This is a genomic window from Solimicrobium silvestre (assembly GCF_002976435.1).
GTDB classification, from domain to species: domain Bacteria; phylum Pseudomonadota; class Gammaproteobacteria; order Burkholderiales; family Burkholderiaceae_D; genus Solimicrobium; species Solimicrobium silvestre.
The window spans coordinates 101831-115196 of sequence record NZ_PUGF01000013.1 but is presented as its reverse complement, the minus strand read 5'-3'; the positions used below and the strand labels follow the sequence as shown (position 1 = coordinate 115196).

Sequence of the window (13366 nt, the reverse complement as noted above, 5' to 3'; positions counted from 1 at the left end):
TACATGAAAGGGAAATTGAGTGGACTCATTTTTCACCGCAAAGCATCAATCGCAGCCAGCAAATAAATAAACAATCTCAAGGCTTGGTAATACTACGTTCATCAATAGCCTTCATGATCTTGTTGGCCATTGCCGAAAGCCGTCCAAGCGTGGCTGGGCCTAGTTCATTAGAGAGAATGACCAGCGCTAAATTGGCATCCGGCTGCGGAATACAAAAGCTGGCAAAGCCGGGCGTCGCGCCATCCTGCCAAAGGACTTTGCGCCCGTTGGCACTAAGCATCTGCCAATTCAGGCCGATGGAAAAATCGTCGTTGGAATATGTTGGGATATGAGAGAGCTTTACTTCCGGCGCGTGCGCGTCAAGCTGCCATTGCGCGTATTTCAGCATGTCTGGGAGAGTCGATTTGATCGCGGCCGCGCCCTGGAATTTGTTGGACGATGGCTGATAGCGCGCACCATTTTCGTCATAGCCGATCACCAGCCTTTTTGCTTGGGAGGGCGCAAGTTCGATTACGGTGTCATGCATTGCCAACGGTCCGGTTATTTTTTCGTGCAGCAATGTTTCAAACGTCTCGCCATAAACATGCTCAACAATGTACCCAGCTAACTGGGCCGCTGCATTCGAGTACTGAAAATGTGTGCCGGGCGCGGCACTAAGCGTAATCTGGTGAAGAGCCGTATAAAAGCCGTTCTTGTTACTGCTATCCACAATTTTATCTATACGCAGTGGATACGGAACAACATCAACAAAGTCAGGTGCCGCTTCGGGTGGGTTGGGCAAAATAAAAGGCAGGCCGGAGCGGTGATTTAGCAAATGGAATAGTTGTATCGGCTGTTTAGCAAATTCGAGATTTGGATAGTCGCCGTTGAGGTATAAGCGGACATCATCGGTAATTTTGAGCTTGTGATCAAGCTCTGCTTGAGCGAGAAGCGTGCCGGTAAAAGTTTTGGTGATAGACGCAATTGGATAAACGGTGCTGTCGTTCGGTAGCTGCGTTAGTGTCTTATCGACTGTGCCGAAGTGATATGCGTAATTGTGATTTCCACGCACTATGCCAATCGATATACCCGCTGTGTTTGGGTCGCTAAGATACTCTTGGGCGGCGGCAGTGACGATTGATTTGATTGACGCTTCCGTTTGAATCGATGCTGGCGGCAGTGAATTGGCGGCATGTAATAACTCGGCTGCATTGACGCCGCCGGACACGGAAAATTGGGAAGATATTGCGAGCGCAATCCCAATAAGTAAGTTTTTAGGAGAGAATATTTTCGAAAAAATCATAAATTTAACTAACTTTCAAATCAGTATTTACGAATGCGCCAAGCAATAAAGTAAGTGGTGATGCATCTAATTTGCGAAGCGTGCAATTGTCCAACGTTGGGCGATAATGCCCATTAACATGCTGTATGTCAATATTGCCACATCTCAAAAAACTAGTTGGGAATGCTAATGATGGAAGCCCTGCTTTGATTAAAGCAGCGTCATCGCAAAGTCACATAGTGACGCTACAGTCAGGCTTTTAAATTTTTTTGAGAACTGCGATGAAACTGCCGTGTTTAACTGTCATTTCTGCATTAGTGTTGTCTTCCTGCTCCACTGTCACACCAGTTACCTCGACTACAGCGACTGGTACGAATACTCGGCTGGCCCTGTTGGAAACGACCGATATTCATGCCAATCTGCGCAGCTATGATTAATTTAAGGCGGCGGAAGATACTTCAATTGGATTCGTGCGTACCGCGAGCCTGATACGCGCTGCCCGTAGCGAATTCAGTAATTCCATGTTGTTCGATAATGGCGACGCTATTCAAGGTACGCCTTTGGCTGATTATCAGGCCATTGCCAACCCAATTAAATGTGATCAGACACTGGCCGTGTACAAGGTCATGAATGCAACCAAATACGACGCCGCAGGGATCGGTAACCATGAATTTAATTTTGGACTGCCTTATCTGGCGCAAGTGACCGGTAGTAAATTCAATGTGGACGGCTTGCCGGCAGTCGCAGATCAGCAACAATGTGCCGGCCCTAATTTTCCGCAAATACTGGCTAATGTTGTCAGCAACCGAGATCAACAACCGCTGTTTAAGCCTTACGTCATTTTGGATAAAGTGGTATCGGCCACCGACCCGAATGGCAAAACTGTTAGCGCGACGATCAAAGTCGGTGTGATCGGCTTTACTCCGCCGACCATCACCAGTTGGGACAGCCGCTGGCTGAACGGCAAAGTGTCTACCGTAGGAATTAAGGAAACAGCAGAGAAATACATTCCAGAAATGCGCGCTAAGGGTGCGGATATCGTGGTCGCTATTTCGCACGGCGGGCTGGACAATTCACCTTATACGCCGTCAATGGAAGACGGTAATTACTACTTGTCTCAAGTCGCCGGTATAGATGCGATGCTGATCGGACATGTACACCAGATTTTTCCGAATGCAAGCAGTACAGTGCCGCAATTCCAGTTGCCCGGCGTGGATAAAGTAGCTGGTCTGGTCAACGGCGTACCTACGGTGATGGCGAATTATTGGGGAAAACATCTGGGCGTGATTCAGTTGGCGTTGACATACAACGGAACACACTGGGTGGTCGATAAAACTAAAACAGTGGTGCAGACCCGTGGCACGACGACGTTGGATGCAAATAAGGCGGCAACTACGGTGGCGGCCGACCCAACTATTGCTCCGATTATCGAGGCGGAACACCAAGCAACGATTGCTTACATGAAGACGCCGGTGGGTCGGACTGATTTTGAAATGTCCAGTTTTTTTGCTGATCTCGGTGATCCAACAGCTATTCAGATCGTTAATCAGGCACAAACCGAGTATGTAAGTAATGTTGTTAAAACCAATTTTCCGCAACTGGCTAATTTGCCGGTATTGTCGGTCAGCGCGCCGTTTAAAAGCGGCCGCGGCGGTGCCCATGATTACACCGATGTACCTGCTGGGAACCTGGTTTTAAGTAATACCGCTGATCTGTATTACTTCGCCAATACGATTACGGCAGTCAAAATTTCTGGCGCCGATCTGCACGCCTGGCTGGAAAAATCGGCCTATCGGTTTAATCAAATTAATCCGACCTTAACGACAGATCAAGCCTTGATCAATCCCAATTCCTACGGCTACAACTTTGACACCTTTACATCTAAAGATATTAGTTATGAAATTGATGTGACCCAGCCACTCGGCGCGCGGATTAAGAACTTGACTTACCTGGGCGCAGCAGTCGCTGACAGCCAGCAGTTCATTGTGGCGACCAATAATTACCGTGCCAGCGGCGGTGGTAATTTTCCGGGTTTGGACGGTAGTAAGACAATTTACAGCTCGGAGGATGCTAACCGTGCTGTGCTGGCAGCGTATGTTAAAGCGCAAAAATCCAATTTAAGCCTGAGCAGTAACGGATCGGACCGCAGCTGGCACTTCACCAAAGTGGCGACGCTCGGTAACGTAACGTATACCGCGCCACAAGGCAAACTGGCTCTGGCAAGTAGCGTAGGCATGCGTAATTTGTCGGTGCTGAGCAGTGATCCGCTTACTGGGTTAACGATATATAAGGTGGATTTAAACATGGTGGACTTAACTAGGGTGAGTTTAACTAAGCAATGAAACCGGTCTTGATCTGTGCTGCTTTGTGTGCGGCGTGCTGGCTCGTATTTCAGCATGCCTACGCCGGATAAAAACGCGATCGGATATAGCCACTAGTCACACCGGAACGGATATTCGTCACAGCAACCTCCACAAGTTGCGTATTCAATTACATAATCGTGACTCTACTTTTGGAGTCGTTCATGAAAAAATACATTGATGAATTTCCTTATTTAACTTTGGATCAGAGTTTGGTGATTTTCCGCCTGACACTTGCCGCTTTATTTATGGCGCACGCCACGATGCGATTCTTTGAGCCACATTATTTTCATGATTTTGGCGATTTTCTCGCCCAGCGTAGTGTTCCGTTTGCACATGCTGTTCCTTATATCGCGACGGCGATTGAAATGGTCGGTGGCGTATTTTTAATTTTTAATAAATTTTCCCGCTGGGTCGCAATGAGTTTTTTCGGTATTAGTGCCGGAGGTATCATCATCATTCATGCGCGCCTCGGTTGGTTTGTCGGCGAATGGGGTGAAGGTGGTTGTGAGTATAGTGTCGCTTTGTGCGTCATGTGTTTGCTCATGGCCGCAATCGACAGAGAAAAACAAAAAACCATCGTTCGACCGAGTTTTGATGATTCACAATTACCTTTAATGGCTCGCTAAGTAAGCCTATTCAGATCCCTGTAGCTCTTTAAAGAAGCCGCGCACCTGTTCAATATGGCGCTCGCTAACCGTAACTTCTGCGCCGCAGAGAAGTGTGAGGCGATACGAGCCATCGCCGATCACTTTGATGTGTTGAAATTGGTCAGTGCGGACAATGGCACTGCGGTGTACGCGGATAAAGTCTTTTGGATTGATGAGTTTTTCTATTGCGCTCAGTGCCATACGATGCAGTACCACGCGCTTATCTAAATGTAGCTCTACATAATTTCCCGCGCTGGACATCCATAAAACTTCGCTGAGTGCGATGCACTCCATCTCCCCGACCGAGCGGGCAACGATCTGTTGTAAATAGTTGCCTGCGTTGGTGATTGTGTCATTGGCCTGCTCCTCCCTGTCAACATAGCTGCGTAGCGCTTTGGCGTAACCACGCCTTTGCGTGAGGATTTCATCAGCGCGACTGAGGGCTTGAGTAAAGCGCGCCGGGCCAACCGGTTTAAGCAGGTAATCTAAGGCATGCACTTCAAAGGCCTCTATGGCATGCGTGTTAAAGGCCGTGACAAAAATAATTAAGGGTGGCCGTTCCATATCACTGACACTGCGAGCAAGGCCGGTGCCATTTTCTCTGGGCATTTGTATATCAAGAAAAATCACATCGACTTCTTGTGTTTTTAAAAATTCACGGGCTGCTGCGACATTGTTAAATTCGCCCACTATTACCCAATTTTTTTTCGCGGACAAAGCATAGCGCAGCATGATGCGGCCAGACTCTTCATCATCGACAATGATGGCGCGATTGATAGCAAAATCAGTTGTAGTGTGGTTGTTGTCTATCATGACCTAATCGTTTAAATAATCGTTTAAAGATACGGGTAGCAGCAGATCAACCTGAAAACGGCCGTTGACTACGCTGGTTTGTAATGAAGCGTACGCACCGTACGCAAGTTGCAGCCGCGCACGTGTATTACGTAAACCGAGACCTGCGCCAGGGTTGCTGCCTGTTGTCTTTATTGTGTCGTGCAAGGGATTGCTGATGCGAATGAGTATATTTGTTTGTTGCTGGCTGAAACTAAGGTGAATGTCGCTGTCATGTTGATGGCAATCCAAGTTGTGACGCAGTGCGTTTTCAACCAATGGTTGCAGCAGCAAAGGCGGACAATTTACCTCGCCGATGACATCATCCACGCCGTCAATGGTTATCTGCAGGCGAGAGCCATAGCGCAGTTTTTGTAGCGCGATATAGTCGTTTAAAAACGCCAGTTCTTCTGATAATTTGACACTATTTTTCTCGCTAACGGTTAAGGCATAGCGCAATAATTCGCTCAGGCCATGAATTCCGTTTAGCGCATTTTCTTTGTTGTCAGTCAACACTAAGGCACTAATCGCGTTGAGTGCATTAAACATGAAGTGCGGTTCAAGTTGTGCGCGTAAAGCGGATAGTCTTTGCTCCTCCAGTTCCAGACGCAGGCTCAGGTTGTGGGCGTGCTCTTGTTCCCAAGCTTTGTCGCGCGCCTGACTGCGTTGCCAGATTTTGACAATGACTACGGCGAAGAAAACCGCTGTGACTGAGGATAAGCGTAATAAAGAGGAGTAGTCGTCAATCACTAAAATTTGGGTCTGAATCACATCCCAACTTGCATTCCAACTCTCAACCCAATTCATGCTTTGATTGGCTTCGCTTAGAAGGAATTTGACGACATAAAACAAATTCAACGGCAAGAGAAAAAGTAGCAAAACTCCATAGCTTAAAATAATTTTTTTGCCGTTTGCAATCACTTGCGGCCAGCGCGAGAAAATAGCATAGATAACGAAACTGAGTAGCGCTAGTGCAATGGCGCTGTTGCCCCAATCCTTGAATATTTCCCAATAATCAGGCAATAAACCTGAACGTAAATCGTCATTGAATGAAGTTAGTGCGCCTATCGAGGTAAAGGTCAGCCATGCCACTAGATTAAGGGCGAAAATTTTCGACAGTTTTTGCCAGGCAGCCAAGTTCAACTTTGGCAAGCTGGGAGCATTTCTATTTTCGGTTTTCATAGCGGAGCAGTATAGCAGCGACTATTACAACTAAGTGGCTCTGTCCTTCATCGCTGTATTTCATTGTTATATTTCATCGTTGCACCTCAGGTTTCATCGATTCGTTGAGCAGCGTAACGTCAGCATAGATCGACATTCTACTGCTCGTCGCGTCGCTATGCCCGTTGCCAAAACTTCAGCCCGCGCACTGTTATCCACGTTGGAACATGCTGCGTGCTCACACATAGCAGGCCACCCACCAGCAGCACCGCATATTCGCAGCCATCAGCCCCGCTACCGGATGAAAACCAGCCATGCGGCGCGTGATAAAAAATGATCGCCATCACATAGACAAATGTGTAAAACACCCCCAGCGGAAACACTAACCAGCCCATTGCGAATAGCGGTGCACCAAACGCTTCGACGAGTGTAATCAACCAACCTAAAGCTAGCCCAACTGGGAAGCCAAAGTCGGTAATTGCCCCGCCCAGATCCGCCGGGTCCGAATAGATGAGGCGGTGCCAGCCGTGTACGGCGATTAGGCAGGAAATGAGGATGCGTAAAAAGATTAGTGCGTTTTTGTTGCGGTCTATCGTTAACATGGTGCCTCCTTGTAGTAAAAATTATTGGAAGGATTATGGCGGTGCACGGCTGTAGCGTGGCGGCCACTGTGACGAAACTCCGCTAGCGTGGGTCGAACCGATTCTGCCTCAGTGATGAAAACTAGATTTACTGATCAGATAGCGTTTTTAAAAACGCCACCACATCCTTGATCTCTTCATCACTCAACGCTGGGCTATCACTTTTTTTTCGATTTAGCGGAACGTCAAGAGTGTCGACATTGCTTCGTAAATTCACTGGCAGATCATTAAATTTATTGACGCTGCCATCGGAGTTTTTTGGATACCACTTTTCTGGTTTTGTGTCCCGTTCCACATAAAATCGAACGACACTTTCCAAATCATTAAAGACACCGTTATGCATAAAAACACGCCGATTAGCGACATTTCTCAAGCCTGGCGTTTTAAACATGCCGCAATATTCGTGTTTTTTCTGTTGATCAATACGCGATGGCCCGCACAGGCCGAGGTCGTAAAATTGTCGATTGCGGTTAGCGATAATTTGGGGATTGCGTGGCGCACCTAAAGCTGAAAAACTGAAATCAGTAAACAACGGCGCAGAATGATCTGCACCAGATACCGCTAAGTGACATGAGGCGCAGTTGCCCTTGTCAGGCGCGCTAAATAATTGAAGGCCTTTTAACTCACTTGCCGATAATGTTGCCTGGCCTTTAAGCGTCTGATCGAACTTGCTTGTGTAGGGGTGAAAACTGGCATCTTCAAGTTCAAATCGTTCAATTGCCAGCAGCAAACCGTTAAAGGCACGAGCCGGATCTTGCCAGACATTTTGGCCAAAGGCATGTGCAAAATCAGTTGCATAAGCAGATTTTGCAACCTTGCTTATTACTGAATTCGGGCTTTCATTTGCCATCTCATTGGCTGCCAGCAGAGGTGCACTTGCTTGTTCGTGCAAGGTGTTGAAACGACCGTCCCAAGTTAGGCCACCAACGGGTGGGGAGTCAGTTTCAATAAGCCGTTCAACCGGATTGGATACAAATTGCTTAGACCAAAATGGCGTTCGATTTAACACATAACGTAGTGACGGCACTGCGCGCAGACCTTGGGTCTTTAGATCGGCGCCACCCAGTTGAACGGCGAGATTGTTAGGCGGTCCATAGGCATTCGCCGGGTCATGACAGGTAGCGCATGACATTTTTCCAGAGCCGGATAGTGCCGGATCAAAAAATAATTTTTTTCCTAGCAGTGCCAACTCAGATAATCCAGATGAAGATGCTTGCGCATCTTGCGCTGTAACTGACCTGTGATTGATTAACTTGGATTTTTCTTGATCTGTTGATGGCTGGCAGGCAGCTAGTGCCAGGGTCACGCATGCAAATACTATTGCACTACGTGACCATGGTGAGATAGGGCTGGTTTCAGCTTTTAAAAAATTTATCATGGCCAAAACCTAGCTGATATTTAATTAGATTTAATTGGATTTAACATACACGTCCGAGCCAAATCCGACCAAACCAGGTTGGCTTGCATAGCCAAGATACGGAGTGACACTGTAAATATCTTGCAAGCTTTTCAATAACGAATAATGGTTATAAGGCGTATTAGAAACGGTGCCGGGTTTGATGAATGGTGAAATCAAAACGGCACCGGTTTGGTCGCCACCGATACCGGCGTAGGACAGTTGCACAGGCATGCCACCTGTTGCAGCAGACGCCGGATAGTCTGTGATGTAAGGGCGAGTGACATTAGGGCCGGTTTGCTGGCCGCAGCATGGCGCGCCAGGGTAAGTCAATGTTAGTGTCGGTATTCCGCTCACCATCGTAACAGCTGGTGTCGGCGGCGCGCCTTCGTCAAAATTGATAACAATCATGCCGTCCTGTTGATAAGCCGGTGAAGCCATGATCAATGGTACCCATTCTTTCAGGAAGGCATCGATGGAAGTCAGCCCACCAGGTTCACCATTAACACAGCCCTTGCCAGCAGTGCCGGTGCCGTCGCCATCATGGCCGTCATGACATAAATTGGGCGTGATAAATACAAAATTCGGGGTACTTGATGCCGCCGCAAGATCTTTCTTCAACTGTGGCAATGCAACGACATTGGTTGCACACGAAGGCGAATCGATGATCGTATGAAAATACATAAACGGGTTATGTCGTGTTGCATATTGGTCGCCATTGGGTACCGCTGTTGTTGGTGCTTCTGGCGATTGTGTCAGATCACGTGTATTTAACGCTGGGTGTCCGCACGCTGCACTTTCACGTGTTGGGTCATTGCCCATATCTTCCATATAACCTCTCCATGAGAGATTGGCTGCCGTTAGCAGATCAGGCAAGGTTTTAACACTGGCGGGATATACGCAGCCAGTACCTGTAGCGATGCCATTTGAATCCGTGCTGCTTAAGCTGAAATCCTGGTACTCAGCACAATCGGTCTGAGTAGCCAGACTGGACGGCTGGCCGCTGATCATCGATACGTAGTTATCTAAACTGACGTGACCTGTACCGTAATACTGTGTGAGCAATGCCCCCATAGGCACTAACGTTCCTTGAAGATAAGTGTCTTGTGTACTGTTGCCGAAAGTGCTGGAAAAATTTTTGTTTTCCAGGGTAATCACAAATACGTGTTTAATTGAATTTTGCGCAGTTGTCGTAACTGGCGTACTTTGCGTATTACAGCCGGCAACTAGCCCAACTCCGCACAGGATGATGAATCCGGCAACGAGCGATGTTAAATTTTTAAAAGAATACATGTGCTTTTTACTCCTGTTGAGTGAAATTAAATAGGCAAAGACGGATGAATAACTCGCACGCATTGAAACATACAAATATGTCTTTTTCGTGACAACAAACATTTATGTATGTTTTGTGGGTGGTTAAATGACGACGACGCTGGCTCGAAAACCCATCAAAAAAATTAGGATGATCGACTGACAGGTTGGTTGAAAACAGGAGTGAGTTCGGGTAGTCAGTAAACCTGATGAATGGCGCTGAACGGAATCAGTTTGTAAAAATGAACCGTAGCTATTATGTTGTCCAGCACGGTATTAAAAAGCCGGATACAAAAGTTGGATACACTAAGCAACCTGGCGTGCTTTAACCATTTCGGCCACACGCGCTGCGAGCGCAGGCGGGATAGGTAATAAATCCAGAATCCATCCCAGTGACTGGTTTAAACCAAGAGGCGTGAAATCTTTATGGAGGCTATACATGCTTGCTCCATGCAACAGGCAGCGCAAAGCAAGTATTTCCGGATCTGTTTCGCCAGCCGCCATACCAAGTACACGCGCGTTGGCGCTTTCCATAATAGGTTCGATACGACTGAGTAATTTTGCATCGCCTCTTGCCGCCATTGAAATTTCCAGAATAGCTCTTGTTGCCTGTGACGGCGGTTTGAAGCGCATGCTCATCAGAAACAGATACATCCGCTCAACCGGAGTCAAATCACCAAGGGATTCAACCATTTTTGAATCCTGTTCAATGACGGCCTCTATAAAGCTAGGTAAAAGGTCGTATCTTCCATCAGGGAACTGATAGCGCAGTGCACCGCGTGAACATTCGCATAGCTTGCATAAATATTCTTCGTTCCACGCGGCATAACCTTCAAGACTCAGTATTTGCTCGGTAGCGTCGAACATTTTTTGGCGAGTTCGATATGCACGTGATGTAGAAATTTGCTTTTTGGATGTTGTCATTTGTGTTAGTGGTGTGCCAGTGCGTGTTGACATTCATTTTTGGGGAGATGTCTAAGCCAAAACGCCCTAGGAACGCATTATATCGTCGATGCTCCGCTTTTTGCCGGATTCAGTCAGTAAAAAATTCTTCACGGCACATGAGAAGAACTGATGAATCATATGTGTCCCTGCACCATAAAAATTTATCTGTAACTTCTTTGGGAACGCTTTTTGTTTCATCAACGGGCAAGAAACCAAATCGTTTGTAAAACACCTCAAGGTGTGCAAACGCGAGGCAATATAGAGTGGAATAATTAGAATTTTTTAACAAAAAATCGACAATATTCGCTGCAATGGCGTGCCCCCGAAAATCAGGCAATACGAACATGCCACCTAGTTCGCCAGCCTTATTATCAACTGCACAGAGGCGTCCAAGCCCGGCCTTAACACCATTTATTTCGGCAATCGCAATAAGATCTGATTCTGTCGATAATTTGAAGTTAATTTCTGAATACTGCTCATTAGCCCATGCAAGTTCTTCAGGAAAAATTTTTCTGACTAGCATATTTAATTCGGTCATCGATGGGGGCTTTTTTATCCCTATGTTTTAATTAGCGGAAATTTAAATTATTCCTCATATTGCGAAACCAAATGGTAAACTCCAAATCACTAGAATCTAAAAAGGATACACCATGGATCAGCAGCGGATTAAAGAGGCAGCCAGGCGACTCAAGGAAGTAATCCTCAAACATTCAACGACTGATGGAAATATGTTATTTTTGCTTGATCGATTTTTGCCGATTATCACCGATGCTGTGGATGGTAAATTTATCGAACCTACAAAAATATGGGGAAACAAGACGATTTTTGACAGCGGGTTATATGATCAATATCAAGATCTTCAAGACGCATATAGCACCTTAAGTGCCGAGCTACTAGATCCAAATAGATTCAAATAGAGATCGCTTTTTCAAATTTGACATAGGGACGTCGTTACCTGCCTCCGCCCCCCTAATTCATCCCACAAAGCCGTTCTCCCGCAAACTCTCCACCGATGCATCCAAATAATCCTCAACATCAACCGTGCCAAATTCATGCTCGTAGTCAGCTGGGATGAAATCCCAGCTTATACATTCCACTTATCAAAGTAGTGATTTCAACCCAACTACGGCACTTCGTCAGTCCAATAGTCCAGATCGTGTTCGATGCGTGTCAAATGACGCAGATTGCCGCCATAAGCGCCGATCTTATTCGAATCGGGGTATTCGCAAACTTCTGCCGCCATCTTTGTGCTGACGGAGAGATAGGCAAGATCAGCGTCGGAATCGTTAACGATTTGATGGGCTGTTTCCGGCCCACCAGTCGGACAGCATATAACATCGCCCTCACGAATTTTCCGTGTTTCGCTACCGTAGCGAAGCGTGCCGGAACCCTTCACGATAAAGAACATTTCCTCTTCACCGCGATGGCTGTGGAATGGACAAGAGCGCTTTCCAGGTGGCACAACATCGTAGGAATAACCTAAGTCCTTCGCTCCGAGGAGTGTCCCAATACGCACGGAGTTACTTTCAAACGTATCGCCCTTCTCAAAATGCTCTAACTTCATTTCGCCTATATTGGCCACTTTTGAATTGATCACAGTCATTGATTCATTTCTCCCTAATTTTCGTATTTACTACATGTAGAAATTGTTGTTTCAAGCGATATATGACGGCGACCCTGTTTGCCCTTGAAGTCAGATCCGTATGCGAATAATTTGAAGGATTAAATGCGCTGTCAGTTTGAGCAAAAGAAGTAGTAGTCAATTTAGATTCTAGCCATATTGGTTAGTGTCGTGTCTTCATTTCGGTATTAAAAACAGGGAATTTTTTTTAGGCATCTTTATTGCTGAGTTTTGCCGTGAAATCTGCAATTCCCTTCGCCATAGAGACAAACTCACTCGGCATCATGATGATGGTGGTGGTGTTTTGTTCGGCACCTACCTCCGTAATCATCTGCATGCGGCGCAATTCTAGCCCGGCTGGATTTTCCATAATCAGTTTCGCCGCATCGCGCAGTTTGACAGCAGCTTCCAGTTCAGCCTCGGCTTTGATAATGCGCGCCCGTTTTTCACGCAAGGCTTCTGCTTCCTGCGCCATGGCACGTTGCATTGACTCTGGAATTTCCACATTACGCATTTCTACTCGAGTGACTTTGACACCCCAAGGTTCAGTAGCCGAGTCGATTGTTTGACGCATATCAGCACCCAGTCTTTCTTGTTCCTTGAGTACATCATCCAGAGTATGGCGTCCAATAATGTTGCGCATCGAAGTAAGTGCGACCTGAATTACCGATTTGTCGACATCGCGCACTTCAACTACAGAGCGTATCGGGTCAGTGACTGCATACCAGATTACAACCGTAACTTTGACCGGAACGTTGTCTTTAGTGATCGTTTCCTGTTGGTCTACCGAGATCGTGATCGTACGTATATCGATAATTTTTTGCCATTCGAAAAAGGGAATGATCCAATACAAGCCGGGCCCACGAAGCCCTTGCAGTTTGCCCAGCCGAAAAACGACGGCACGCTGGTATTGATTTGCAACGCGAAATCCGGCCATCACGAAGATGAATAAGGCCAAGCAGATAAATACAGACAATTCATTCATGTTGTTCTCTCTCATTTATCAAATTGCGGCAAGGAAACAAACCAGACTTTACCTCAATTCCAATTTGTTGAATATGCCCAAAATAGGGCATTTTAGAGCTGAAAATGGGGTTGGCGGGCACGATCGGGGAAACAGTTAAGCCAAATTGAGAAGGTCAAATTTAAATACCACTTCGTATTTACAACAAATTGGTATTGGACTTTA

General features: G+C 46.6%; 12 protein-coding genes and 1 pseudogene. 3 read left to right on the top strand and 10 right to left on the bottom strand.

The window, feature by feature from the left end:
* Positions 1-76: 76 nt before the first annotated feature.
* On the bottom strand, positions 77-1282 hold the full coding sequence (locus S2091_RS14280) for a serine hydrolase domain-containing protein (protein WP_105532615.1): 1206 nt from the start codon (positions 1280-1282) through the stop codon (positions 77-79).
* A 260-nt stretch (positions 1283-1542) separates the two neighbouring features.
* Between S2091_RS14280 and S2091_RS14275 the strand changes: the two are divergent.
* Together S2091_RS14275 and S2091_RS14270 are read left to right on the top strand one after the other, a co-directional pair.
* A pseudogene (locus S2091_RS14275) lies at positions 1543-3603 on the top strand (bifunctional 2',3'-cyclic-nucleotide 2'-phosphodiesterase/3'-nucleotidase).
* A 182-nt stretch (positions 3604-3785) separates the two neighbouring features.
* The gene (locus tag S2091_RS14270) at positions 3786-4250 is read left to right on the top strand and encodes a DoxX family protein (protein WP_105532614.1); all 465 of its coding nucleotides are present in this window, start codon (positions 3786-3788) and stop codon (positions 4248-4250) included.
* Positions 4251-4256: 6 nt separating this feature from the next.
* Here S2091_RS14270 and S2091_RS14265 read toward each other — a convergent pair whose 3' ends face one another.
* From S2091_RS14265 to S2091_RS14235, 7 genes are all read right to left on the bottom strand, one after another.
* Positions 4257-5084: a LytR/AlgR family response regulator transcription factor gene (locus S2091_RS14265; RefSeq protein ID WP_105532613.1), complete on the bottom strand. Its 828-nt coding sequence runs from the start codon at positions 5082-5084 to the stop codon at positions 4257-4259.
* Positions 5085-5087: 3 nt separating this feature from the next.
* Positions 5088-6284: a sensor histidine kinase gene (locus tag S2091_RS14260; protein WP_105532612.1), complete on the bottom strand. Its 1197-nt coding sequence runs from the start codon at positions 6282-6284 to the stop codon at positions 5088-5090.
* Between the two features lie 155 nt (positions 6285-6439).
* Positions 6440-6865, bottom strand: coding sequence for a DoxX family protein (locus S2091_RS14255; RefSeq protein ID WP_105532611.1), 426 nt, complete (start codon positions 6863-6865; stop codon positions 6440-6442).
* Between the two features lie 127 nt (positions 6866-6992).
* Entirely contained in the window at positions 6993-8282 is a 1290-nt protein-coding gene (locus S2091_RS14250) for a cytochrome-c peroxidase (protein ID WP_105532610.1), read from the bottom strand.
* 30 nt (positions 8283-8312) lie between these two features.
* A complete protein-coding gene (locus S2091_RS14245; protein WP_105532609.1) occupies positions 8313-9593 on the bottom strand; it encodes an alkaline phosphatase family protein in 1281 nt (426 codons plus the stop codon).
* A gap of 324 nt (positions 9594-9917) precedes the next feature.
* Positions 9918-10535: a TetR/AcrR family transcriptional regulator gene (locus S2091_RS14240; RefSeq protein ID WP_165794995.1), complete on the bottom strand. Its 618-nt coding sequence runs from the start codon at positions 10533-10535 to the stop codon at positions 9918-9920.
* 109 nt (positions 10536-10644) lie between these two features.
* Positions 10645-11094, bottom strand: coding sequence for a GNAT family N-acetyltransferase (locus S2091_RS14235; protein WP_105532607.1), 450 nt, complete (start codon positions 11092-11094; stop codon positions 10645-10647).
* A 112-nt stretch (positions 11095-11206) separates the two neighbouring features.
* Here S2091_RS14235 and S2091_RS14230 point away from each other — a divergent pair, with 112 nt between their 5' ends.
* Positions 11207-11473, top strand: a complete 267-nt coding sequence (locus S2091_RS14230; RefSeq protein ID WP_105532606.1) for a hypothetical protein — start codon at positions 11207-11209, stop codon at positions 11471-11473.
* 206 nt (positions 11474-11679) lie between these two features.
* On the opposite strand, the gene S2091_RS14225 is transcribed toward S2091_RS14230, so the two are convergent.
* Together S2091_RS14225 and S2091_RS14220 are read right to left on the bottom strand one after the other, a co-directional pair.
* Positions 11680-12159: a cupin domain-containing protein gene (locus tag S2091_RS14225; RefSeq protein WP_105532605.1), complete on the bottom strand. Its 480-nt coding sequence runs from the start codon at positions 12157-12159 to the stop codon at positions 11680-11682.
* A gap of 226 nt (positions 12160-12385) precedes the next feature.
* Positions 12386-13162, bottom strand: coding sequence for a slipin family protein (locus S2091_RS14220; RefSeq protein ID WP_105532604.1), 777 nt, complete (start codon positions 13160-13162; stop codon positions 12386-12388).
* Positions 13163-13366: the final 204 nt, after the last annotated feature.